Annotated in this window: 18 protein-coding genes; 10 read left to right on the top strand and 8 right to left on the bottom strand. The window is 41.8% G+C overall.

Annotated features, from left to right (window positions below; translation table 11 throughout):
* Nucleotides 1-624: 624 nt before the first annotated feature.
* From G4Y78_RS08600 to bioA, 3 genes are all read right to left on the bottom strand, one after another.
* A complete protein-coding gene (locus tag G4Y78_RS08600; protein WP_163832631.1) occupies nt 625-2,604 on the bottom strand; it encodes a hypothetical protein in 1,980 nt (659 codons plus the stop codon).
* A gap of 334 nt (nt 2,605-2,938) precedes the next feature.
* The gene (pepQ, locus tag G4Y78_RS08595) at nt 2,939-4,264 is read right to left on the bottom strand and encodes a Xaa-Pro dipeptidase (RefSeq protein WP_163832630.1); all 1,326 of its coding nucleotides are present in this window, start codon (nt 4,262-4,264) and stop codon (nt 2,939-2,941) included.
* 179 nt (nt 4,265-4,443) lie between these two features.
* A complete protein-coding gene (gene bioA, locus G4Y78_RS08590; protein ID WP_163832629.1) occupies nt 4,444-5,733 on the bottom strand; it encodes an adenosylmethionine--8-amino-7-oxononanoate transaminase in 1,290 nt (429 codons plus the stop codon).
* Between the two features lie 162 nt (nt 5,734-5,895).
* Here bioA and G4Y78_RS08585 point away from each other — a divergent pair, with 162 nt between their 5' ends.
* The 7 genes from G4Y78_RS08585 (at nt 5,896) to G4Y78_RS08555 (ending at nt 16,371) form a co-directional block, all read left to right on the top strand.
* Entirely contained in the window at nt 5,896-6,747 is an 852-nt protein-coding gene (locus G4Y78_RS08585) for a 6-pyruvoyl trahydropterin synthase family protein (protein ID WP_163832628.1), read from the top strand.
* A gap of 230 nt (nt 6,748-6,977) precedes the next feature.
* Nucleotides 6,978-9,017, top strand: coding sequence for a putative bifunctional diguanylate cyclase/phosphodiesterase (locus G4Y78_RS08580; protein ID WP_163832627.1), 2,040 nt, complete (start codon nt 6,978-6,980; stop codon nt 9,015-9,017).
* 367 nt (nt 9,018-9,384) lie between these two features.
* Nucleotides 9,385-10,704 carry an imelysin family protein gene (locus G4Y78_RS08575; RefSeq protein ID WP_163832626.1) on the top strand — a complete coding sequence of 440 codons (1,320 nt, stop codon included), beginning with the start codon at nt 9,385-9,387 and terminating at the stop codon, nt 10,702-10,704.
* 304 nt (nt 10,705-11,008) lie between these two features.
* Nucleotides 11,009-12,433, top strand: a complete 1,425-nt coding sequence (locus G4Y78_RS08570; protein ID WP_230425717.1) for a di-heme oxidoreductase family protein — start codon at nt 11,009-11,011, stop codon at nt 12,431-12,433.
* A 16-nt stretch (nt 12,434-12,449) separates the two neighbouring features.
* Complete coding sequence (locus G4Y78_RS08565; protein ID WP_163832625.1) at nt 12,450-13,523, top strand: imelysin family protein; 1,074 nt, start codon at nt 12,450-12,452, stop codon at nt 13,521-13,523.
* Nucleotides 13,510-14,640, top strand: coding sequence for a DUF1513 domain-containing protein (locus G4Y78_RS08560; protein WP_222937667.1), 1,131 nt, complete (start codon nt 13,510-13,512; stop codon nt 14,638-14,640). The genes G4Y78_RS08565 and G4Y78_RS08560 overlap by 14 nt, the downstream gene beginning before the upstream one ends.
* A gap of 105 nt (nt 14,641-14,745) precedes the next feature.
* A complete protein-coding gene (locus G4Y78_RS08555; RefSeq protein WP_163832623.1) occupies nt 14,746-16,371 on the top strand; it encodes a methyl-accepting chemotaxis protein in 1,626 nt (541 codons plus the stop codon).
* 95 nt (nt 16,372-16,466) lie between these two features.
* Here the strand turns inward: G4Y78_RS08555 and groL are convergent, their stop codons facing one another.
* From groL to G4Y78_RS08535, 4 genes are all read right to left on the bottom strand, one after another.
* Complete coding sequence (gene groL / locus G4Y78_RS08550; RefSeq protein WP_163832622.1) at nt 16,467-18,104, bottom strand: chaperonin GroEL; 1,638 nt, start codon at nt 18,102-18,104, stop codon at nt 16,467-16,469.
* Between the two features lie 64 nt (nt 18,105-18,168).
* Complete coding sequence (locus G4Y78_RS08545) at nt 18,169-18,462, bottom strand: co-chaperone GroES (protein WP_163832621.1); 294 nt, start codon at nt 18,460-18,462, stop codon at nt 18,169-18,171.
* 408 nt (nt 18,463-18,870) lie between these two features.
* The gene (locus G4Y78_RS08540) at nt 18,871-19,338 is read right to left on the bottom strand and encodes an FxsA family protein (protein ID WP_163832620.1); all 468 of its coding nucleotides are present in this window, start codon (nt 19,336-19,338) and stop codon (nt 18,871-18,873) included.
* 177 nt (nt 19,339-19,515) lie between these two features.
* Nucleotides 19,516-20,217, bottom strand: a complete 702-nt coding sequence (locus G4Y78_RS08535) for a HugZ family pyridoxamine 5'-phosphate oxidase (RefSeq protein ID WP_163832619.1) — start codon at nt 20,215-20,217, stop codon at nt 19,516-19,518.
* Nucleotides 20,218-20,326: 109 nt separating this feature from the next.
* Between G4Y78_RS08535 and G4Y78_RS08530 the strand changes: the two genes are divergently transcribed.
* Complete coding sequence (locus G4Y78_RS08530; protein ID WP_163832618.1) at nt 20,327-21,088, top strand: SDR family oxidoreductase; 762 nt, start codon at nt 20,327-20,329, stop codon at nt 21,086-21,088.
* 294 nt (nt 21,089-21,382) lie between these two features.
* Here G4Y78_RS08530 and G4Y78_RS08525 read toward each other — a convergent pair whose 3' ends face one another.
* The gene (locus G4Y78_RS08525) at nt 21,383-22,402 is read right to left on the bottom strand and encodes a DUF481 domain-containing protein (RefSeq protein ID WP_163832617.1); all 1,020 of its coding nucleotides are present in this window, start codon (nt 22,400-22,402) and stop codon (nt 21,383-21,385) included.
* Nucleotides 22,403-22,713: 311 nt separating this feature from the next.
* On the opposite strand from G4Y78_RS08525, the gene G4Y78_RS08520 reads away from it, so the two are divergent.
* Nucleotides 22,714-23,025, top strand: a complete 312-nt coding sequence (locus tag G4Y78_RS08520) for an MGMT family protein (RefSeq protein ID WP_163832616.1) — start codon at nt 22,714-22,716, stop codon at nt 23,023-23,025.
* A gap of 63 nt (nt 23,026-23,088) precedes the next feature.
* Nucleotides 23,089-24,546: an AmpG family muropeptide MFS transporter gene (locus G4Y78_RS08515; RefSeq protein ID WP_230425716.1), complete on the top strand. Its 1,458-nt coding sequence runs from the start codon at nt 23,089-23,091 to the stop codon at nt 24,544-24,546.
* Nucleotides 24,547-24,629: the final 83 nt, after the last annotated feature.

Raw genomic sequence — 24,629 nt, 5'->3', positions numbered from 1 at the left:
ATGCCTCCGTCAACTTAACTGTTAAATAAAAAAATGTTTAGGCTTTGGAATGCAGCTAAAAAAATACTATTTTGGTAATACCAATTAAGGGAGCAACTCAAAAGCAACTCCAAAAATATTCATAGATAAAATGAATTCAAAAAATAATAGAATACAGTTCTAGTTAATCCTAAAACCACTCAGTTAAAAGAATACCGTTCATATATCCTTCGTGAATGAGCTTTTGGGTTTGTTGTCATCACCCTTGACCACCATGGACGGTGGATATCAGCTAGTACTTTTATTTCAGTTAGCGCGGCTATCACTAGCTCCACAGTAGTAAGCTAGCTCCTTACCAACCCTTCGCTTTGAATATAATTCAATATTCATTCAAATTCGGTTAGGCTTATACTTTACAATTTACTTAAGTAAGAATTAAAAAAATACTAAAATAAACCCTTAAAAAAACAACGAATTACTTACCGTAATTTAATACAGTTTATGTAAAGCATAGTCCTGATTTAAGCGTAGCAAAAGAAACTAATCTTCCATCGATATAGTTCACATATTTCCGTGAATAATAAACGACAAAAGAAGTAAATATTTAAAAAGGAGAACTCTAACAATACCAATTAAAAGCCAAATTTAATCAACATCACTAGTAATTGAATTAATGATCAACTCAACCTTACGGCTTTTAGGCAAAGCGTCAGACAAAGGAGTCAACATCAGTTGTAATGGAAAATCAGCTTCATTATGTAAAGCAGCTGATAAAAATTTTCGTGATAGGGTTATAGATCCTTTTTGATTATGGCCTTTTTTGGTTTCAAATAAAACGCCATTTGGAGTCCAATTAATAGCATGGGTTAATCGACTGGCTTGCCAGTTATATAAGCTTTGCTTGCCTTTTAATGCTGATTTTTGCTGTAGCCAATAACGGGTAACGACACCATCTGTTGTATCTTGGCAACTATTAGCGCAACTCATAGTAAAACCAAAACCTCTGGTTTTATCCTTATTTTGGAGGCCAATGGAAAATTGGCTGTTGGCCAACAGATTACTAATTTGAGTAGTTGTTTTAATTTGTAGCTGACCAGACTCAAAGTCGTCAACTGACTCAACGCCACCGGCTTGCCACTTCCCATTTTGATAATTTAATACCAAATGTAATCTACCACGTTGATCGACAAAAACATTTTCCGGCGCCCAACGCCCATCTTTTGATGAGTCTTGCAACGGCCCTTGTTTAATCTGCCACTCTCGACCAGCAAAAAACAGTTTATTATTATCTGTATATTCAATATTAATTCTAGCGGACTGATGATGATTAAGCTCCAATTTGGCAGATGAGAGAGTAGCTCGATAAATTTTACCTTGATAGAGATAGTCACTGGCCGTAAGCCAATAATTACCCGGTGCAATGTTGGTTAAACTATCCTGGCCAACCGATAACTTCCGCGTTACAGGCTCCCCACCAGAGATAGGATTTAAAATAAGTGTCGCTTTCGCCCCAATAGGTAACCCTGCCACCTCAGTAGCAACAGCAAGCTCACCTGTTGGCTCGGAGGACTGTTGAAAAGTTAACACAAACTGCTGAACACCATCTTTACCAGCGGTAAATTCAAATGGCTTTTCTCTGCTAGCGCTGGGTTCATACTGATAAGGCCAGTGCTTAATAGGGTTAAACCATAACCGGTAACGGTGTCCAACCACTAAGTTGTTCAGTTGTTGGCTTTTTCCCCACTGTAACACCAGCTGCCTGGGGTGCTCACCATGAGTAACATCTTGAATATAAGCAACCAGAGGCTCTTCATCACCCGCTACTTCAGCAGGTGTAACCAGTTGCATTACTGTTGTATAAACAGGCTCATCATAGTGAATTTTTACTACAGTAGCTGACTTTCTATTGGTTAAACGAATGGTTTGCTTAGCCATACCAGGGAAGTCACCTACCTGCTCAGTATGAATGGTATATTCACCATAGGGTAACTGATCCAGGATAAACTTCTGTCCCCAGTCAACCGCCACTCGTTTTTCAAAGTCGCCAGCACCTTTTACAGTCACTACCGCAGGTAACTGCTTAACTTCAGGGGCTGGTGCTTTAGGTGCTCTAAAGATCAGTTGGCCATGTTGATAGCTGGTCTGCTGATCTTTGTCTGACAAAAAAATGATAGCTTTTGCTGATGACTGGCCTAGCTTAGCTTGCGACTCAAACTTTAGTATCAAAGACAAGGTGGAGCCAGGATGTAATTCTGTATTCAGCTTTTGGTTTTCACTAAATGCCAACACCAGTTGGTTTTTGTACTGCCCGCCCATTCGCTCAGAAACCAACACCCGACGATCAGGCATAGAAATAGGAAAAAAGCTCCCGGTAACCTCAATGACCCGATAAGGTGTGGCAAACTCAACTAAGGCATTGGTTAAATCAACTGTTTGTTTAGAATGGTTAGTAATCAATAAACGACCGGTCGCCTGCTCATCTTCATGGTGCTGAATTGAAATCACCGAAGCATATAGGCCAGAAGCAACTGTACCAGGCTTTTCTGCAACTGTTGCTGCCAGCACAGATACTGCACTTAGCGAAATAGCAGTTGTTGTTAAGCTTAGCCAAGCCCCAGTGTTCAATGATTATCCCCCACATGTTTTAAGTCGCTCGATTACGAGTCACTATGTTATACTCACACGAAAGAATACGACGACAATAAAGTCAAAAAATCTTTCACGAAGAGCAGGCAAGTTTTTGATTGTTAAGGATTCTACTACAATTGCCTACTAAGAAACACGGCTTACTTCGAGAAATGCATTTTTTAACATGAACGTTTTTTTGACGTTTTCAACTGGTTTATTCGAATTTAATGTTTTTTCCACTAATTTCAAAAAATACAACATTTACTTTTTGATAACCAAGACCATTTAAACGCCTATTTCTTAACTAGGGCCTGTTAACAGGCCCTAGCTCTCACTCGATTGCCGCAAATGCTTGTCGGGTAATATTATTAACGCCTTGCTGCTTAACAATAACTGTATCTTCTATTCTCACCCCGCCATACGGCTTAAGTTCATTAACAACAGACCAGTTGATCATTTTTTGTTGAACAGGCGATAGCTGCCCCAATAGTAAGTCGATAAAATAGATACCAGGCTCAATGGTGAACGCCATATTTTCTGCAATAGGTCTTTGCAGTCTTAAAAAAGGATAGTCAGGATGTGGATTGAGCTGAGTACCCTGTTCATCCTGCTGCCAACCACCGACATCATGGGTTTGAATCCCGATTAAGTGCCCTAAACCATGAGGGAAAAAGGTACGGGTTAACTGCTGTTCATAACAGGAGTCAGCTGTTGTATTAACAATTTCCAACTCAGTTAAAATAACTGCAATTTGTTGATGCATTTGATCATGCAAGGCTGCATAGTCCAACCCGGTTTTTATTTGCTGGATAATCCATTGCTGAGCTTGGTCAAGTTGTTTAATTAATTGGTTAAATTTCCCTGACTGAACTGCACTCGTTGTACGGGTAATATCAGCAATATAACCTGAAAAACAAGCACCTGCGTCCACTAATAAAGACAAATATTGTGCAGGTCGTGTCGACTGGTAATGGTCATAATGCAGAATTGCACCATGTTCATTTAAGGCCACAATATTATTATAAGGTGCATGCGACTCTTGATGGCCACAGGCAGACAAAAATGCTAAATGAATATCAAGTTCTGGCTGCTGTTGCTGAAAAGCAGTAATAGCTGCCTGATGGCCTTTTGCAGCAATTTGATTAGCCTGCGCTAAGCATTGTTGCTCATACGCCGTTTTATAAGCTCTGTGATAGCTAAGGTAGTTTACCAACTTCTCTGGATTAGTCTGTCCTATCCCCCATTTGTCGGCTAACTGGGTTTCTTCACCAATAAAAGCAAACTTTTCGAGATTATTGGGTAAAACACTTTTAATGACTTCAACCGCATCAATCACTGTTATATTAAAGCTATCCACCCAATAACCAGTAGGCGCTTCGGGAGTAACATGCCAGAAGTCTTGAGGCATAAAGTAAATAAGCTGTGGTTTTTCTCCTGGTTGAAACACCACAGCAGAATGGGGTTGAGTCAATAATGGCACCCACCATTTAAAGAATGGATTTGCCTTAAATGGATAGTACGTATCATCCAGGAATGCGCGTTTAGGTGCTCCCGAAAAAATGATTACGCCATCAACAAGAGATAATGCCATTGCTTTTTCAAAAAACTGGCTCACCTGTTCAATATGATTCTCATAAAGCTGTTGCCAATCAGTCATTTTGTCACTCACTATATTGGAGGCTGTCGCAAAACTACTGTGCTTGCAAATATTGCGTTAAAAAATAGGCTCAAAATGCTCATTTATTAAGTATAAACTCTGCTTTTTCACCGATTTTTATCTTGTCCTTGCTTCGCTCATATCCTTTTGCAACACCCTCAGTGTTTTTATTTTTACGTTTACACTTTATTAAGTTTGCTAACTACCTGATAAATTGCCTTACACAACAACTGACAATCTTCTTGCTCCATTATATAAGGGGGCATAATATAAACCAGCTTGCCAAAAGGCCGTACCCAAACTCCAGCCTCTACAAATAACGGTTGAATAACTTTCATATCAACAGGCTGGGCAAGCTCTACTACCCCAATAGCGCCTAAAACCCGTACATCGACCACATTGGCAAACGCTCGGCAAGGAGCGAGGGAAGCTTCCATGGTAGCGGCTAATTGCACCACTTGTGCTTGCCAGTGTCCTAGCTGCAATAACTGCAAGCTTGCCGAGGCGACTGAGCAAGCCAGTGGATTCGCCATAAAAGTCGGCCCATGCATTAATACACCATGACTGGAAATGGTATGAGCCACCTGTTGAGTACATAAAGTGGCAGCTAAAGTCATGTAACCACCCGTTAATGCTTTACCAACACACATAATGTCAGGACTAGTATCAGCATACTCACAGGCGAATAATTTACCCGATCGACCAAACCCAGTGGCAATCTCATCCAAAATTAACAGTACCTGATATTCATCACACAGCTCTCTGACGCGTTTTAAATAGGCTGGCGAATAAAAGCGCATACCCCCTGCATTTTGTACAATCGGCTCTAAAATCACCGCAGCAATGGCCTGGTGATGCTGTTCCAGCGTCGCTTTAAACTCTGCAATGTAATCTTCTTGCCAATTTTCATGAAAACCACATTGTGGTGCTTCAACAAAGTAGTTATCCAGTAACATCCCTGCAAAATGTTCATGCATACCCTCAGGGTCACAAACAGACATTGGGGCAAAAGTATCGCCGTGATAGCCTTTTTTAACAGTCAATAAACGCTTTTTCTTTGGCTGACCAGCCGCTACCCAATACTGGATGGCCATCTTAATCGCCACTTCTACCGACACCGAGCCAGAATCCGCAAAAAAGACTTGCTGTAAAGGCTCTGGAGTCATATCTATCAACTGTTTAGCTAGCTGAATAGCTGGTTGATGAGTAATCCCACCAAACATCACATGAGCCATCTTTTCTAGCTGCTGTTGCAACGCGTGATTCAACACAGGGTGGTTATAGCCATGAATAGCCGACCACCAGGAAGCCATACCATCAATCAACTGACGCCCGTCAGCCAAGGTTAAACGAACCCCATCAGCCCTGGTAACAGGATACATTTCATAGCAGTTGGTCATTGACGTGTACGGATGCCAGATATGTTGGCGATCAAAGTCCAGGTCTTCAGCTGTCAGGGTATCAACCATAAAACACACTCGAGATTAATCAATGCTTATAAAATCAAAGCTCATGCCAGATTGTTCACCACTTTATGAAATATTCGAGAGTGCAACAACCTCCAAAATGGCGATGTCGACATTACGACAGTACAATACACACAATGATGTGTTCCCTAAGAAGGAAGTAAAATGCCTGCTTTATTTGTTAAGCAACTAACCGTTATCGACTTTTCCTACTACTGCCCTACTAGAGGTTTAGTTGGTGAAAGCTGGCTGGTAGATGTCATCCTTGATGGCCAGTTGAATGAAGAAGGAATGGTGTTTGATTTTGGCCAGGTAAAAAAGACAATTAAACAAACAATTGATGACTTTGTTGACCATAAATTACTAGTACCCGGTACCCACCCAGCTATTAATATTGCAGCTGAACACGGACGCATGAATGTTACTTTGTCCACAGAAAGCCGCGGTAAAATTACTTGCGATGCCCCCAGTAGTGCAATTATTACCATTGATACCCATGAAATTTCACCCATCAGTGTCACGCCTGTAATAGAGCAACATTTAAAACAAGTCTTACCTGATAATGTTGATAATATTACTTTGAAATTATATCCAGAGACTATTGATGGCCCCTTTTACCATTACAGTCATGGTTTGAAAAAGCATAAAGGCTGCTGCCAGCGCATCGCGCATGGCCACCGCTCAGCGATTCAAATTTATCGAAATAACAAACCAGATTCACGCCTTGAGGAAGACTACGCTAACCAATTTCGCGATATATATATTGGTACTAAAGAAGATATTACAGGCGAGTTTATCGATAATGACATAGCTTATTTTAAGTTTGCTTATACCGCTCAACAAGGTTATTTTGAGCTCATTATTAGCCAACCTCACTGTTATCTTATCGATACCGATAGTACTGTTGAACTGATTGCCCAACATATTGCATCCACTATTAAAACAGCCTATCCAAACGATAAAATTACTGTTCATGCCTTTGAAGGATTTAAAAAAGGCGCTATAGCAGAGTTTTAAAATTCTGCAACTTAAATAGCCATTATTATGGCTATTTAACAAAATTTTATTGATAATTGCAGCTTCCAGCCAACGTTAATAAAAGCTAATATTCACTGTATTTATTAGATCGAAGAAAAAAACTTATTTATTTCTAAGCCGAATAAAAAACATTTTTGACGAATATTAAAACTTTTCTCATACTGGTAGGGTAAAAGCACTCATAGACCTTATAACCTGGGGAAGTCAATTTGGCTATAGCTAAACAGAACAGGTTATCAGTCAAACTGTTGCGGGTCGTTTTACTCTCCGCATGCTTGGTTGGACTTGTATTAAGTTTTGCTCAAATTGTATATGACGCCTATAGCGCCGATGAAGCCATCGATACCTCTGCCTATGCAATGCTCGCTATGGTTAGAGATCCCGCTATCCAGGCGGTGTACAGCTTAGACAAGGAAATGGCTTCTCAAGTGGTTGAGGGATTATTTGAGAACAACTCTATTCGCTATGCAGCCATTGGCCACCCCGATGAACCAATGCTAGCGGAAAAAAGTCGCCCATTGATCGACACTCCCTACCGCTGGCTTACCGATAAAATTTTTAACAAAGAGCGTACATACAAAGTTAACTTATTTGGTCGGCTACCTTACAGTGAGTATTACGGCGATTTGATTATTACCATCGATACAGCACGAAGCGGCTCCGAATTTGTCAATCGTTCTATCATCATCTTTACTTCAGGGTTATTGCGGGCCATTGCAATGGCCACAGTGCTCTATCTCATTTATACCTGGCTACTAACTAAGCCCTTAACTCGAATCATTGATAACTTATCCAGAATCAACCCAGATCAGCCCGGCCAAAAACAGATCCCTATGTTGCCAGGCAATGAAAGTAATGAGTTAGGCCTATGGATTCGAACAGCCAACCAATTGCTAGACTCTATTGACCGTAATAACACCAAGAGGCAAAAGGCAGAAGCCCATGTATTGCGGTTGGCCCAATATGACTTTTTGACCGGATTACCTAACCGAGTCATGTTACAAAAAGAGTTACAACAAATTCTGCAAGAAGCCAGCGCCCGCAATAAGTCAGTAGCAGTGCTTTGTTGTGGCATTGATGATTTCAAAGGGGTTAACGAGCAATTTACCTATAAAGTCGGTGACCATATTTTGATGGCGCTTGCTGATCGCCTACGAAATCAGCACCACAAAGTTAAAGCAGTGGGACGACTGGGCGGGGATCAATTTGCCATCATTCAGGATGATATCGACCAACCCTATGAGGCCGCTGAACTCGCTCAACAAATCCTCAATGACCTTGAAGAACCCTTTGTCATTAACAACATTCCTATCTCAATCCGTTCAACCATGGGGATTACCCTCTACCCTGAAGATGGCAATAATCCTGAAAAATTACTACAAAAAGCTGAACAAACCATGACTTTAGCCAAAGCTCGCAGCCAGAATCGCTTCCAGTTTTATATTGCGAGTGTTGATACTGAAATGCGGGTACGCCGTCAGTTAGAAAAAGACCTACAAAAAGCCTTGGAAAACGAAGAGCTACACCTCGTCTTCCAACCCCAAGTGTCTTACCTAACTGGACGAGTTGCAGGTGCTGAGGCATTAATTAGATGGATACACCCAGATAAAGGATTTATTTCACCTGACCTGTTTATTCCCTTAGCCGAAAAAAGCAATACCATTATTGATATTGGTGAATGGGTATTAAACCAGGCTTGCCAACAGCTAAGTAACTGGCATCAACAGGGGTTTGAAGATTTCCGGATAGCCGTTAACCTATCCGCCGTGCAACTTCGCCATGAAAAAATCGAGACCCTAATTGCAGATACTATCCAAAAAAATAATATCCCGCCCCACTGTTTGGAATTAGAAGTGACTGAAACCGGCATTATGGAAGACCTTTCCATGGCTGCAGCTAAACTCAACAGCATCAAACGTTCAGGAGTGATGATTGCCATTGATGACTTTGGAACTGGCTATTCATCACTAAGTTACCTGAAAAAACTTCCCTTCGACAAAATCAAAATCGATAAAAGCTTTGTTCAGGATGTCTTAGAAGACGAAGAAAATGCCACGATTGTTCGAGCCATTATTCAACTAAGCAAGAGCTTAAATCTCAGTGTTATTGCAGAGGGTGTTGAAACTGTTGAGCAGGAAGCCTACATCATTGAGCAAGGCTGTCAGGAAGGTCAAGGTTATTATTACAGTAAACCCGTATCTGAAGAACAGTTTCAACAGTTCATAAAAAAAAACTACAAAGCAGCTTAACCCACATTGAGGCCAGCCCTCAGTAGCCATTTTGACTAGCTAATAGTAATTATTTGTAATAAGCCCACTATTATTTATTACCCGTTAATATAGTATTCTGTCACTCGTCAGGATATTTGGTATCCGATGAAATATTCTGGTAGCACCATCCCTTCACTTTTAACTGATAAGTATTATCATTATAATCAGCAATCTTATTCAACTTACCGTAAAGATCGCAACACGCAAGTTGGATAAATGAACACAAATTTAAGTCATTACTATTTTTAGTCATGGCTGGTTATGGCCATCAAATGTTGCAATGCAAATAACATCAGCAGGCCCTAACACTAAATACGCAAAGTCCATACGTTAGGAGTAAAAGTAAATGCAGTCAGCAGGTTTTGCCCGTCATCTATTAGCTTGCGCTTTAGCCAGTGTTACCCTGGTTTCTTATGCAAACGCCAATCAACCTCAAGCAACTACTGCCGTATCAACAGCCTCTATTTCAACTAAAGTGCAAGCTACACCAGCAGCTGTGGTTAAACACTATGCTGATATTGCCTATGCAAACTATTTTGACAGCTTGACTACAGCTAAAGCATTACAACAAGCCATTGATGCATTTCTTAACTCACCTTCTGAAGTTAATTTAACTAAAGCCAAGCAAGCCTGGCTTGCCGCACGTGTTCCTTACCAGCAAACTGAAGTATTTCGTTTTGGCAATGCCATTGTTGATGACTGGGAAGGTCAAGTAAATGCCTGGCCTTTAGATGAAGGTTTAGTTGATTATGTTGATAGCAGCTATGAGCATGAATTAGGCAATGAAGGCGCCAAAGCCAATATCATCGCCAACACCACTTTAAAAATCGGCAATAACTCACTAGATGTAAGCAAGTTGACGCCTAAATTATTAGCTGACTTAAACGAGTTAGGTGGTTCAGAAGCCAACGTGGCTAGCGGCTACCACGCCATTGAATTTCTGTTATGGGGTCAGGATTTAAATGGCACCAATGCCGGTGCGGGTAAACGCCCTGCTACTGACTATGCCAAAGGAAAACCGTGTACTAACGGTAATTGTGAGCGTCGTGGCCAATACCTAAAAGTCGCCGCTCAACTCTTAGTCGATGATCTGGAAACCATGGTCAAACAATGGGCTCCGGATGCCGCCAATAATTATCGTCAACAATTACTAAGTAACAAACCAGAAGATGGTTTGCGTAAAATGTTTTTTGGTATGGGTAGTTTAGCCTTAGGTGAATTAGCTGGTGAGCGAATCAAAGTGGCTTTAGAAGCTAATTCTCCAGAAGATGAGCATGACTGTTTCAGTGATAACACTCATAATTCCCACTATTACAATGGACTCGGCGTAAAAAATATTTATTTTGGTGAATACAAGCGAGTTGATGGCTCAGTATTAACAGGCCCAAGCTTAGCTGACCTGGTTAAACAAAAAGATACTAATAAAGCAAAAGCAATCGCCAGTGCATTTAGTAAAACAGAGCAAGCACTCCAAGCAATGGTCGATTCTGCTAATAATGGTGTAGCTTTTGACCAGTTAATTGCAGCCAACAACAAAGAAGGCAACAAAATCCCACAAAATGCCATTAAAGCCTTGGTTGCAGAAACATCAGCTATTGAAATGGCAGCCAACTTAGTAGGAATCAGCAACTTGAGCCCTGATACAGCGGATCATGAGTTTAAATAATTGTTAATTAGCTACAGAGTATCCTGCTAGATCATCTCGAAAGGTTGTTAAAAATAAGTCTAGGAATAACAGGCTATTCATCGCCTGTTATTTCATATTTGCTAACTTTGCAACAACCTTAACTTTTTAGTTAGGAAGCTCTGATACATCTACAAGCAAAGCAATGGCTAAAAATTTAATCTTAAAAACAACTACTCATTGACCGCCTGAAAAAATATAATCCCTCAAACATAGAGCTAAAACGCACTCATAGGCGTTGTTACAACATATTCCATTATTTTGTTTTATTTTTAGGAAGTTTTTGATGATTAAGCCTATGGGAAAACTACTCAAAACATTAGTCGCCTGCTTTTTTGTGTTGCCTGCATTTGCCGATGATAGTGAGAAAGTAGCAGCGCAAAAAAACAAAGCCCTATCCGGTGGTACTGCCACAGTATTTAATACGACACATAACGCATTCTCCCTTCCCTCTGCCAATATGCCGCTGAGCCGCAAGTTGGATTTTAGTGTCGGTAATAGTTTTTTTCGCAACCCTTGGGTGATTGCCCCATCAACCACTACCGCACGCGATGGTTTAGGTCCTGTTTTTAACACCAATGGTTGTCAAAACTGCCATATTAAAGATGGTCGAGGTCATCCTCCTGCTAACCTAGAAGATGTTGCCGTGTCCTTACTCGTCAGGCTCAGCGTTCCAGCCAAAACTACAGAAGAAAAACAACAACTAAAATATTCGGGAGTAATCCCTGAGCCAACCTACGGTGGTCAACTCCAAGATTTTGGGGTGCCGGGAGTACCCGAAGAAGGTAAGGTGAATATTGAGTATACACCTGTCACCGTCAAGTTTGCTGATGGAGAAACCGTCACTTTACGCAAGCCTAACTTAACAATTACAGGGCTTAACTACGGCCCCATGCAAAAAGACACATTATTCTCTGCCCGGGTAGCCCCTCCAATGATTGGCTTAGGTTTATTAGAAGCTATTTCAGCCGCTGATATTCTGGCCAATGCAGACCCCGAGGATAGTAACAATGACGGTATTTCCGGCAAAGCCAATCAGGTCTGGGACAAAGCCAAAGAAAAAACTGTCTTAGGCCGGTTTGGCTGGAAAGCAGGACAACCATCACTGATGCAACAAAATGCTGCCGCATTTAATGGTGACATTGGTATTACTTCTAAGCTTTTTCCAGCCACTGACTGCACTGCAAAACAAACCACCTGTCAAAAAGCGGCAACGGGCGGCAACCCGGAAGTGGAAGATAAAATTTTGAAGTTTGTTGAGTTTTACTCACAAAACTTAGCAGTACCTGCTCGCCGTAACCTAAATGACCCTATGGTAAAAAAAGGTGAAAGGTTATTCGAGCAAGCTCAGTGCAGCAGTTGCCATATTACTCAGTTTAAAACGCCTGAACTGAAAAACCAACCAGAGCAGTCTAACCAAGTTATTCATCCATACGCTGACTTATTACTTCATGATATGGGGGAAGGGTTGGCTGATCATCGCCCAGAGTTTTTAGCCAGTGGCAAAGAATGGCGTACACCACCCTTGTGGGGTATTGGCTTGACCCAAGCCGTAAATGGCCATACCCAGTTTTTACATGATGGTCGAGCCCGTAACCTGCTGGAAGCCATTCTCTGGCACGGTGGCGAAGCTGAGCCGGCTAAGCAGCAGGTACTCAAAATGGCCAAACAAGATCGACAAGCATTAATCGCATTTCTCAATTCACTGTAATTTTTAAGATACCGATATGAACTTTACACAACGTTCTTCTGTCTTAACAAAAACCTACCTCCTAACAACATTGCTCATTGCCTCTAGTAACAGCTATTGGCTGAGCAATGTGGCCTCAGCCGAATCCCCTCCACCGCCAACAACCAACAGTTTGCATCAACAGGTATCCGGGCTTTACCAGCAACTTGCTAATGCAGCTAATTATTTCGAGCAATCAACACAACAGTTGTGCCAGTCACCTTCAACAGCAAAGTTAGCAACAGCTCAGAGGCATTGGCGACAATTGATGAATAGCTGGATGGCTGCTGAAGTGATTAATTTTGGCCCAGTCCAGCAAGATAATATGGCTTGGCGGTTCCAATTTTGGCCAGACAAAAAAAACCTGATCAAGCGTAAAGTGGAAGGTTTTTTAACTGCTCATCCACAGCCTAAAACTATTACTCCTACAGCGATCAAAGAGTCTAGTGTGTTAGTGCAAGGGTTAAGCGCTGGTGAATACTTATTGTTTGACCCACAACTGACATCTAACCAACAAGTCACCCAGAGTCTTCAACACTGTCAGATGCTAACGAGTATTAGCGCCAATTTACTCGCTAATAGCAAACTACTTGAACAACGCTGGCAAGTTGAAACAATAACCACTAAGCAATCCACAGAAGATAATATCAGTCAATTACTGAATGGTATTGCCACACTCATTGAGCGCAGTCATAAAAAGTTGGTTATGCCGTTGGGCAAACAAAAAGCTAATCCTTATTTTGCAGAGTCTTGGCGTAGTCAGCATTCAATCGAAAACATCAAAAGCAACCTGGTTAGCATTGAACAACTCTACCAGGTCCAACTAAAACCACTGCTGTTGAAAAAAGACCAAGGACAAGTGTTAGCACAGCAAATCGATCAGCAGTTCAGTCTTACCTTTAAGCAGCTTGATCAATTTAAACAACCGCTTTTTATGTTACTAAAACAGCAGCAGTTAAACCTACCGACTCAACTAGCTAAAGATCTAAAGCAGCTACAACAACTGCTCGGCCAACAATTACCCGACAAGTTAGGGGTAATCATTAGCTTTAATGCTAATGATGGAGATTAACTTTATGAACCGGCGACAGTTTCTGATAAATATAATTGCAGGCAGTACCGGTTTAGCCACAAACCAGTTCAGCTGGGCTAACAGCACACCTCCGCTTTTGGTCAGTGCTTATAAAGACCGCACCAATCACTATGGAGTAGCAGGCTTTTTACCAACATCAAACCAGCCGCTATGGCAATTACCACTGCCCGCCAGAGCCCATGCCATCAGCAGCCATTCAGTCAAACCTTTGATTGCTGTTTTTGACCGCCGTCCTGGCCAACGGGTGCATATTGTTGATTGGCAACAAGGCAAGCTCATTGCCACTATCAAAGCAACTGCCAACCGCCATTTTTATGGCCATGGTGTCTTTAGCCAGGATGGTAAGCAGCTATTTTGTTCGGAGAATAATTGGCAGCAAGGTACTGGTGTTATTGGCATTTATGACACCCAACGATTTACCCGCTTAGGTGAAATGGCCAGCGGTGGTATTGGCCCCCATGAGCTTGTGCTTCACCCTAATGGAAATACCCTAGTGGTAGCGAATGGTGGGATTCTTACCCGTCCAGAAAGTGGCAGAAAAAAACTAAACTTGGATGCTATGGCCCCCAATTTAAGCCATATCAATATCAAAACCGGTGAGTTAGTTGACCAGCAAACCTTTGTCCACCATCAGTTGAGCATTCGCCACCTGGCTATTTCTCAGCGTGGACAAGTCGTTGCCGGTATGCAGTATCAAGGCGACCAGTCTGACATAGAGCCTTTGGTCGCCTCCCAAATAGCTCAAGGCTCTCCTCTGAAATCAATGGCAAGTGATGAGCTGGCCTGGCTACAAATGAATCAATATACCGCCAGTGTCTGCATTCTTGATCATGCTGATACTGTAATAGTTACCTGCCCACGAGCAAACCGAGTAATTAGTTGGCAACTCAGTACCAGAAAATTAAAGAGCAGCCTTAATGTCTCAGATGCGGCTGGGGTTGTCGCAACAGCTCTGGATCAATGCGCGATCACAACAGGGCTAGGTCAATTACACATCATGCAATGCCAACAAGGCTCACTGTCCCCCCTATCCTTACAGCGCTTTTCTCACCTTGCATGGGATAATCATCTAGCGACTGCCAAAGCCCAGACTTAACTTGAGAGCACCAGTGAGGCCTCGTGCTTCACTGATTTTTAGTCACTTAATTGTAATTTCATCTACACTTAAACCAGTTAGCAACTCAGCTGTTGAGGTGACGTAATGGAGTGGCTAAAACAAAGTTTAGCGGTAAAAATCTTTTCATTATTTGTTGTTGGTTTAGTTTTAATTTTTGCTGTTTCTGAGTGGGGCTTTATCAGATATAACTCTGCTGTTAACCAACACCAAACGTTACTTAATCAAGATTTTAATAATGCACTTACTATCACCCAAATTAACCTTGAATTTAAAAAGCAAGTTCAGGAATGGAAAAATGTTTTAATTCGCGGTAGTGACTCAAACCAACTTAATAAATATTGGGGAAGCTTTGAAGCTCAGGAGAAAAAAATAACCGCAATGCTTGAAGGCCTTAAGCAAAGTGTTAAGGATACAGAAACCCTTACTGCGCTTGAAAACTTCAGTACTAAATACCAGGAAATGTCCCAAAAATACCGACAAGGAAAAGACACCTTTACCCAATCTAATTTTGATATCAATAAAGGGGACAAAAGTGTTAGTGGTGTTGACCGGGCACCTTCCCAACTGCTAGGAGAGGCAGCCACTCGTTTAACCGCGTTGGCAACAGAAGAAGCTGTTAAAGCAAAAGCAAACAGCGACAAAATCAGTATCACTGCCACCTTGTCTATGGTTTCTATTTTAATTTTGGTTGGAGTAGCACTAGGCTTTATGCTCCACCACTTTCTGGTGAAGCCCACCCGACAAATCATCAACCACATCAGCAATGTCAGCCAGGGTGAATTATCTGCAGAACTTGAGTTATATCGAGAAGATGAGCTGGGGAAATTAGCCACAGCCGCCAACCAATTACAGGCATCACTCAAAGCTACAGTCACTAATTTAAAAAATGCCTTAAGCAGCCTGTCTTTATCTTCCTCTGAACTGGTCCAGATTTCATCAGGAATTAACAAAGGCATCCAGGAACAGCACTCAAGAACCGACCAAGTAGCAACGGCAATGAATCAGATGACTGCTACTGCTAATGAAGTTGCCCAACATGCTCAAGGAGCAGCAACAGCTGCCAGTCAAGCAGACGAGTCTGCACAAGAAAGTATGACCGTTATGGAAGGTACCATTAAAACCATTGAAAGCATGTCCCAAGAAATAGCCAATGCTTCTGAAGTTATCCAAAAACTCGAAGAAGACACCAAAAGTATTGGTACTGTTTTAGATGTTATTCGTGGTATAGCTGAGCAAACCAATTTGCTGGCACTTAATGCTGCTATTGAAGCAGCTCGAGCGGGTGATCAAGGACGGGGATTTGCCGTAGTAGCAGATGAGGTTCGTACCCTGGCACAACGTACCCAGCAATCAACCGCGGAAATACAAGGCATTATTGAAAATGTTCAGGTAGGTGCCCATCATGCCGTAGAAGCCATCGAACGTGGTAGAACCCAGACCGACTTAGGGGTTGAAAGGGTAGCTCAGGCTGGAGATGCATTAAAAAACATCACTCATGCAGTGGAAGAAATACGCGATATGAACCACCAGATTGCAACCGCAGCAGAAGAGCAAACCTCAGTTGCTGAAGATATAACTCAGAATATTCACGAAATAACTACTATTGCCTCTTCAAATAGTGATCAAGCAGAAAAAACCGCACAAACCAGTGCAGCACTAGAAGACTTGGCTAATGAGCTAGAGAAAATTGTTAGCACATTAGGTCAGTAAACGTTTTTTCCTTGTTTCACCCATAAAAAAACCCCTCAGTTGAGGGGTTTTTTAGCATTAAATGCTTAGAGTATAGCTTGGCTGGATAGCCGGCATTACATCATGCCGCCCATTCCACCCATGCCACCGCCCATGCCGCCCATATCAGGAGCAGCTTTTTCTTCTGGGATTTCAGCAACCATTGCTTCAGTCGTAATCATCAGACCAGCAACAGAAGCAGCCGCTTGTAAAGCAGCACGAGTGACTTTAGCAGGGTCAAGGATACCCATATCGATCATATCACCGTACTCACTAGTCGCAGCGTTATAACCATAGTTACCTTCACCTTGCTTCACTTTGTCTACAACCACTGAGCCTTCATCACCAGCGTTTTCCGCGATTTGGCGAATTGGAGACTCTAAAGCACGCAGAGCTAAGGCGATACCTTGGTTTTGGTCTTCATTGTCACCTTTCACAGAAATGCCTTGTAGGGCACGAATCAATGCAACACCACCACCCGCAACAACACCTTCTTCTACTGCAGCACGAGTAGCGTGTAACGCATCTTCAACACGTGCTTTCTTCTCTTTCATTTCTATTTCAGTTGCAGCACCTACTTTAATGACAGCAACACCACCAGCAAGCTTAGCTACGCGTTCTTGCAGTTTTTCTTTGTCATAATCAGAAGTAGATTGCTCGATCTCTGCACGAATTTGCTCAACACGCGCTTGAATATCAGCAGCAGCACCAGCACCATCAACAACAGTCGTATCTTCTTTAGTAATAGTGATACGCTTAGCTTGACCTAAGTCGTCCAACGTAGCGCCTTCTAAAGACAGGCCTACTTCTTCAGAAATAACCGTACCACCAGTCAAAATAGCGATATCTTGCAACATAGCTTTACGACGATCACCGAAACCTGGTGCTTTAACCGCAGCTACTTTAACAATACCACGCATATTGTTAACCACTAATGTTGCTAATGCTTCACCTTCAACATCTTCGGCAACAATTAATAATGGCTTAGAGGCTTTAGCAACCGCTTCTAACACTGGTAGAAGATCACGGATGTTAGAAATTTTCTTGTCAACCAATAAAATGTATGGGCTTTCAAGCTCAGCACTCATGCCTTCTTGGTTGTTAATGAAGTAAGGTGATAGGTAACCGCGATCGAACTGCATACCTTCAACAACATCCAGTTCGTTTTCTAAACCACTGCCTTCTTCTACAGTAATTACACCTTCTTTACCTACTTTTTCCATTGCTTGAGCAATGATTTCACCTACTTGCTCATCAGCGTTAGCAGAAATAGTACCTACTTGAGCAATAGATTTTGATGTTTCACAAGGAATAGAAGCAGCTTGTAGCTTTTCAACAACAGCTGTTACTGCTTTATCAATTCCACGCTTCAGGTCCATCGGGTTCATGCCTGCAGCAACAGACTTCAAACCTTCGTTAACAATAGACTGAGCCAATACAGTTGCAGTGGTAGTACCGTCACCAGCTCTGTCATTTGCCTGGGACGCTACCTCTTTGACCATTTGCGCGCCCATGTTTTCGAACTTGTCTTTCAGATCAATTTCTTTAGCAACGGAAACACCATCTTTAGTAATGGTTGGCGCACCGAAAGACTTTTCGATAATTACATTACGACCTTTTGGCCCTAAAGTAGCTTTAACCGCATCGGCTAATTTGTTAACACCTTGCAACATGCGCTGACGGGCGTCATCACTGAAAACGACTTCTTTTGCCATGTTAATATCCTTACTTTGAACTCAATTATCTGTTTAAGAAAGCGGGTAGTAATTTAAAAAAGGCTTAGCCTTCTAACACACCATAAATTTCGCTTTCATTCATGATGATCAGCTCTTCGCCGTCAATTTTTACTGTGTTGCTTCCAGCGTACTGACCAAAAACGACCTTGTCGCCAACCTTAACACTTAAAGGACGCACTTCGCCGTTATCTAAAACTCTACCCTCACCAATAGCAACAACTTCGCCTTGGTTAGGCTTTTCAGCAGCAGTACCTGGTAACACAATGCCGCCAGAAGTAGTAGTTTCTTCTTCTTGACGACGTACGACAACGCGATCGTGTAATGGACGGATTTTCATTGATCACTCTCCAATGTTTTTCAATTCGCCGAGTGTTGCTCAACTATCGTATAAATCTGCACAGCATAATCAGCTTATTGCTATGCGGCTTTCCCAAAGAAAGCAGCTAAAATGACTCAGTCATTTGTAGAATGCGCCTTACCTTTTGAAAGCAGGCCATACTATGACTGACATCAAACTTTCGTGTGAAGGAAGATGGGGTTGCACCAAAAATTTTTCAACACCCCTTAGCAAAATTTTTTTAGTTTTTTTCTACTTGGCCTTTATTAATCGGCATTCACTTTGGCTAGATAAAAACCAAGGCAACGTTTGATTAAAAAACGATAAGGAAAATAAAACAGGAATGGTCTGAGTGAAGGGGCATACCTCGAATACTGTATTAAGCAGTATTCGAGTGAAATGGCGAGGTTATTTATTCAGCTTATGCCAATCATCTTCTCGCTTAAATTCTCCGTCAATAATATCAGGGTCATTATTAGACGACATACCAGCAGAAAAATGTACAGAAGCATTCAGGTTATGGGCTTTCAAGCCCTTTTTAATCGCTTGTTTTATCAGCCACTGACGAGGCCATGGCAACAAACAGCAAAAACCAAAAGCATCGGTAACAAACCCAGGTGTTAACAGCAAAGCACCACCCATTGCTAACACTAAACCTTCAAGCATTTCTTGTGCAGGCATTTGGCCAACCTGCATTTTTTGTTGGGCATGCCTTAACGTTGACAAGCCTTGCTGCCGCAATAATTGCAAACCAATCACTGCTGTTAACAGTACCAGCCCTATTGTTGGCCATGCGCCGATCACTTCTCCTACCTTTATCAGCACATACATTTCCACTATGGGGACAACAACAAAAATCAACAATAGGGGGCGCATCAATTTATCTCCTTCAGGAAAATCAACAGCAACCTGAAAAATAGCATTAGCTATTAGACTCTCCTGGCAAGTTTACATTCGCACATTCAGTTAATTACTGATAACAAGATGAAGGCAAATCCGACAAATTTCAACCCCTTACATGTAATAATTCTGTAAGTTAATTAAATACCACCATCAGTGTGCCAGTGCCACCAACTGTTGCCTAACTTGCTGAGGTGTATCCACTGTTTCAGCAAAAGGAATCCGTACAATTTTATCTGTAATTCTTAAATTAAAACCTTCACTATCAATACCCGCCATTTGTGGTGTAATACCTTCTGGCAACTTAATATCGGCTTTTTGGCAATAAGTTTCCATAGCTTTCGTGTGATCCTGGTTCATATGCTGCACCATGCCCTGCTCTACTTCTCCAAAAAAAGGATTCGACTTAATAAGCAGCTCTGGCTCCAACCAGTAAATTTCACCAAATCCACCAATAAAACGGGCTCGAACCAGCTCTATCACATAAAAATCAAAGTCATGGGTTTGGTGATATCCTCTCGCTTGCGGAAAGAATGCATAGTAACGCTCAGCCAGTAATGGATCATTTACCTGATAGGCATCACCCACCCAGGTTAATCGCGCACCTGTTTGAATATCATCAATATCTGCTTCCGTCACTGTCAACGAAACTTTATTATCAGCCTCTATATTTTTGGTATGCTGAGCAATACGACTAATCAACATTACTAAATGCCCCTTACCATCCAAACAATAGGGCACGACCGAGCCAAAGGGATAGCCAGGCAACGACAGTGACTGGGTAGCCAATACCCCATGATATTGGTTGAGTAACAGTTGCCTTGCGGCTTTAGCGGCTTGTTCTTTTTTACTCATTTTGCAAAACCAGTTGTATAACCAAAAACTATTATAATCAATTAAAGAATAATAATCATTCTCACCTAAAGAAGCTACTCATGCTTCCTACTAAGCTAGGAGTTAATAAATGGAAATTACTAATAAAGTCATCATTATTACTGGGGCCGCTCAAGGGTTGGGACGTGCTATGGCTGAACGCTTTGCCAAACACCAAGCTCAATTGGCTTTGGTAGACCTCAACGAAGATAAATTAACCGAGACTGTAGCCCATTGCCAGGCTTTTGGTGCTAAAGCCAGTTCATTTATCGCAAACGTTGCTGATGAAACCTCAGTTGAAGACTTATTTGAGCAAATCAGCCATCATTTCGGGGGGATCGACGCTCTGATTAATAATGCAGGTATTTTACGTGACCGAATGTTAGTAAAAGTTAAAGATGGCAAAATTGTCAATAAAATGAGCTTAGCTGAATGGCAAAGTGTTATTGATGTAAACCTGACTGGGTTATTTTTATGTGGCCGTGAATGTGCTACGAAGATGATTGAAAAGCAGCGGCCTGGAGTCATTATCAATATTTCAAGCATTGCTCGGGCAGGCAATATTGGTCAAACCAACTATGCAGCAGCCAAAGCTGGAGCGGTTTCTCTAACTGTGACCTGGGCAAAAGAGCTGGCTCGTTATGGCATTCGCTGTGCGGCAATTGCCCCTGGCTTTATAGGTACAGAAATGACCGCTAGTATGAAGCCCGAAGCACTAGAGCGTATGACCTCACAAATCCCATTAGGACGGATGGGCACTCCTGATGAAATTGCTCAAGCAGCAGAATTTATTCTACAGAATGATTATTTTTCGGGGAGAGTGGTAGAAGTAGACGGCGCCTTCCGCCTTTAGTCCTCTTCTTGAATAGCTGTTAGGCTATGTTGTTTTCACTCTTCACCCCAGTCACTTATTACAATAAGCTCCTGGGGCTTCATCGCTCAACGCCTTGCCTAACAACTCTTCAATTTGAGGATAAGCATTATAATAAAATATATGAGGGGGATTTAATGAAGAGCTACTCAAAACAACTTCAAGCAGTCTACCCAAATGTTAGCAGATATGGAGTAACAGACTATTCTGTCGCTCCATATCAAACACTAGAGTTATTTTTAACTCCTTTTTTGACAGTCTCTAGGAAGGCTGTCACTACCACTTATACCCTACCCCAAAGGAGAAGGTGCTGTCTTTCTTATGCTTACCTTCTGCTGGGTAGTTATCGTAGTCGTACTCATATTGCAGTACTGTTGAGATGTTATAAGGCAGGCTGTATTCAAAGCCTGTTTCACTCTCAAAGCGAAAGTTTTTGCTGGACTCTTTAGGGATAAACATTTCGTGATTATGGAAAAACGACAGTTTGTCAAAAAACACCATTTCTTTGCTGTAGTCGAGAGCCCAACGGAACACCTCAAACTCTTTTACTCCTTCATCCCGGTACTTTTCACGAATATGGTTAATACCACCTTCAACAGAAAGGTGGTGTAATGGTGTATTAAAAAACTCATAACCCAAACCAATACCAGCTGAGAGACGCTCATTCAGCTCCTTGATACCGTCTTCTTCATACCCCAGGTTGGTAGTAAAGTACCAGTGCTGATTGTAAAAGTAGTCATAGCTGTAGTCAGCTTGCAGCTTGTCTTCTACTACATGCTCCTTTTTAGTCGTGCGGTCTGTTTCCAGCCCTACATTATGACGATGAACACCATGAACAAAGCTTAAGTCAGCATCAAAGTTCAGTTCTTCTGACTCCGTATTACCATCTTTTAACTCAAGAAACGCGTAGGTTTTTCCAGAAAAACGCCAAGGCTTTTCTTTATCCTCTTTAGGGTAAAACTGGCTAATTCCGTTTAAAGCAGCAAACTCAATTACTTCGCCGTCATCCTGCTTAACATGATAAAGCGCACCTTCACTGGCAAGTTTGCCATGAACCACATCACCGGAACGCGTTACAATCGTCATTGGTTTTTTGGTTTTGATGGCTTTTACCTTAGTCCAGTCCAACTGAATACTGGCATAGGGCGTTTTAATAACTAATACCTCCTGGTCGAGATACTTAATTTTTCCAGAGATTTTGTCACCATTGGACAATGTCAGCGTATCTGCAGCAGCAGGCAAGCAGAGAAACATAAGGCAGGTGTAGACTATTTGTTTTATTAACCTTGACATCATACGATCACAGGAACTTCTTACAAAAGGCCAACAGATGCTGGCAAGTTAATAACTACGGGTTTAAATATGCTTGGCTTGAATAATTAATACTTACTTAAAGAAAATGAGTACGGTTAGATGCATGCATAGGTGAATAATTCAATTTGAAAAAAAGTTTGTCGTCGCTATGATGACAGCTATTTGAGGTTAACAACTATTTATTTGCTTCAACTAATTTATTTCAACCTGAGCAAATAACCATTTTAGTCATCAGTTAGTATCAACCCCTATTAACCACCACAACTTAAGTTATAACCACAATAGAAGCAGCAATGGATCCAACAAAAAATGCCCGAATTTGGCAAGTTATCAGCTTAATACCTAAAGGCCGTGTTGCTACTTATGGCCAGGTTGCCAGAATGGCTGGCTTACCCAATCATGCACGCATGGTAGGTAGTGTATTAAAGCAACTCCCCAATGGTTCTGGACTACCTTGGCACCGGGTAATTAATAGCAAAGGCTGCTTATCATTTCCGCGAGATAGTAAACAGTTCTCAATACAAAAAGAAAAACTTGAGGCCGAAGGAGTTACTTTCGATAACCAAAAAGTATCACTACAAAAGTTTCAATGGCAGGGTGAATGATATCAAGTTATACCACTCTAACAAGCATTCACAAACTAAATGCTATTGGTGTCATACTCACCAATGCAAAACTTAACGCTGAGAAAAAAATACATGCAGGCCACTCTATCCAAACTTCTGGCAACCTTAGCTATCTACAGCCAGCGTCGGGTAATTACGATGCTATTTTTAGGCTTTTCAGCCGGGCTTCCTTTTATGTTGATTTTCTCTTCCCTATCTTTTTGGTTACGGGAAGCAGGCATTGATCGCGCCTCTATTACGCTGCTAAGTCTGACTGGACTAGCATTTGCCTTTAAGTTTCTGTGGTCTCCCCTTGTTGATAAATTAGCCATTCCCACATTAGGCAAAATATGCGGCCAACGTCGTAGCTGGTTATTATTAAGCCAATTCACCATTCTGTCGTGCTTCCTGTTAATGGCCTTACAAGATCCCTTAACCAACTCAGAAGACACGTTAAAGCTAATGGCACTACTGGCCGTTATTGCTGCATTTAGTGCAGCCACCCAAGATATTGTGATTGATGCGTATCGAATAGAAATGGCTGAGCCTGAGCTACAAGGAGCAATGGCAGCCATGTATATTGGCGGTTACCGAGTAGCCATCATTACAGGTGGTGCTGGAGCTCTCTGGCTGGCGACCTGGTTTTCAGGTGATCAAACTGGCTATCAGCTTACTGCATGGCAAAGTACTTACTTTGTAATGGGAAGCCTGATGCTAGTGGGCGTACTAACCACATTATTGATGCCAGAGCCCAAGCGGCTGATTAGCCAGGCTACCTTAGATATGGAGCATAAAGGAGCAGCTGTTATCGCTAAAAACTTTCCTGAGCACCATATAATTAGCCGTTTAGTGACCTTTATATATGTGGGAATAGTTTGCCCCATCTGGGACTTTATTAAACGCTATCGCTGGCAAGCGGTAGTGATTTTATTACTAATCGGCAGCTATCGTATAGCTGATATTGTTATGGGTGTGATCGCTAATGTTTTTTATGTGGACATGGGATTCACCAAGTCTGAAGTCGCGACTATCTCAAAAGTCTACGGCGTAATTATGACTCTAGTGGGGGCAGCTTTAGGTGGTTTTATCACGAAATACATTGGGGTAATTAAAGTGCTATTTATCGGCGCTTTTATGTCAGCCATAACCAACTTATTGTTCGCTGCTTTAGCCCATATTGGCCATGACACAACCTTCTTGATCTTTACTATTAGCTTGGACAACTTAAGTAGCGGTCTTGCCCAGGTTGCTTTTATTGCTTATTTATCCAGCTTGACCAATGTGTCTTATTCTGCCACTCAATATGCCCTGTTTAGCTCATTAATGCTGTTATTTCCGAAGCTAATTGGAGGGGGCTCTGGCTGGATAGTCAACCAAATTGGCTACTCACACTTCTTTATTTTTACTGCCATTTTAGGTATTCCAGTGCTGGTGTTAATTATTATTGCTGGAAGAGTTATTCCACCAAAGAACAGCAATGATCAGCAAGTAGACTCAAAAAACTCCTTGCCCATACCCTAGCGATCGGCAATTTCTCTCGTCAGTTTGGTGTTTTCATGAGAGGTAGTTACAGTAACTACCTTCTCTTCATAAAGTGCTACTGA

This window comes from Spartinivicinus ruber (genome assembly GCF_011009015.1).
GTDB classification, from domain to species: Bacteria; Pseudomonadota; Gammaproteobacteria; order Pseudomonadales; family Zooshikellaceae; genus Spartinivicinus; species Spartinivicinus ruber.
This window is presented reverse-complemented; position numbering and strand designations above follow the sequence as displayed.

Coding starts and splice junctions, on each gene's coding strand:
- pepQ (WP_163832630.1), bottom strand. CDS start 4,264: ATGACTGATTGGCAACAGCTTTATGAGAATCATATTGAACAGGTGAGC.
- bioA (WP_163832629.1), bottom strand. CDS start 5,733: ATGGTTGATACCCTGACAGCTGAAGACCTGGACTTTGATCGCCAACAT.
- G4Y78_RS08585 (WP_163832628.1), top strand. CDS start 5,896: ATGCCTGCTTTATTTGTTAAGCAACTAACCGTTATCGACTTTTCCTAC.
- G4Y78_RS08575 (WP_163832626.1), top strand. CDS start 9,385: ATGCAGTCAGCAGGTTTTGCCCGTCATCTATTAGCTTGCGCTTTAGCC.
- G4Y78_RS08570 (WP_230425717.1), top strand. CDS start 11,009: ATGATTAAGCCTATGGGAAAACTACTCAAAACATTAGTCGCCTGCTTT.
- G4Y78_RS08565 (WP_163832625.1), top strand. CDS start 12,450: ATGAACTTTACACAACGTTCTTCTGTCTTAACAAAAACCTACCTCCTA.
- G4Y78_RS08560 (WP_222937667.1), top strand. CDS start 13,510: ATGATGGAGATTAACTTTATGAACCGGCGACAGTTTCTGATAAATATA.
- G4Y78_RS08555 (WP_163832623.1), top strand. CDS start 14,746: ATGGAGTGGCTAAAACAAAGTTTAGCGGTAAAAATCTTTTCATTATTT.
- groL (WP_163832622.1), bottom strand. CDS start 18,104: ATGGCAAAAGAAGTCGTTTTCAGTGATGACGCCCGTCAGCGCATGTTG.
- G4Y78_RS08545 (WP_163832621.1), bottom strand. CDS start 18,462: ATGAAAATCCGTCCATTACACGATCGCGTTGTCGTACGTCGTCAAGAA.
- G4Y78_RS08540 (WP_163832620.1), bottom strand. CDS start 19,338: ATGCGCCCCCTATTGTTGATTTTTGTTGTTGTCCCCATAGTGGAAATG.
- G4Y78_RS08535 (WP_163832619.1), bottom strand. CDS start 20,217: ATGAGTAAAAAAGAACAAGCCGCTAAAGCCGCAAGGCAACTGTTACTC.
- G4Y78_RS08530 (WP_163832618.1), top strand. CDS start 20,327: ATGGAAATTACTAATAAAGTCATCATTATTACTGGGGCCGCTCAAGGG.
- G4Y78_RS08525 (WP_163832617.1), bottom strand. CDS start 22,402: ATGATGTCAAGGTTAATAAAACAAATAGTCTACACCTGCCTTATGTTT.
- G4Y78_RS08520 (WP_163832616.1), top strand. CDS start 22,714: ATGGATCCAACAAAAAATGCCCGAATTTGGCAAGTTATCAGCTTAATA.
- G4Y78_RS08515 (WP_230425716.1), top strand. CDS start 23,089: ATGCAAAACTTAACGCTGAGAAAAAAATACATGCAGGCCACTCTATCC.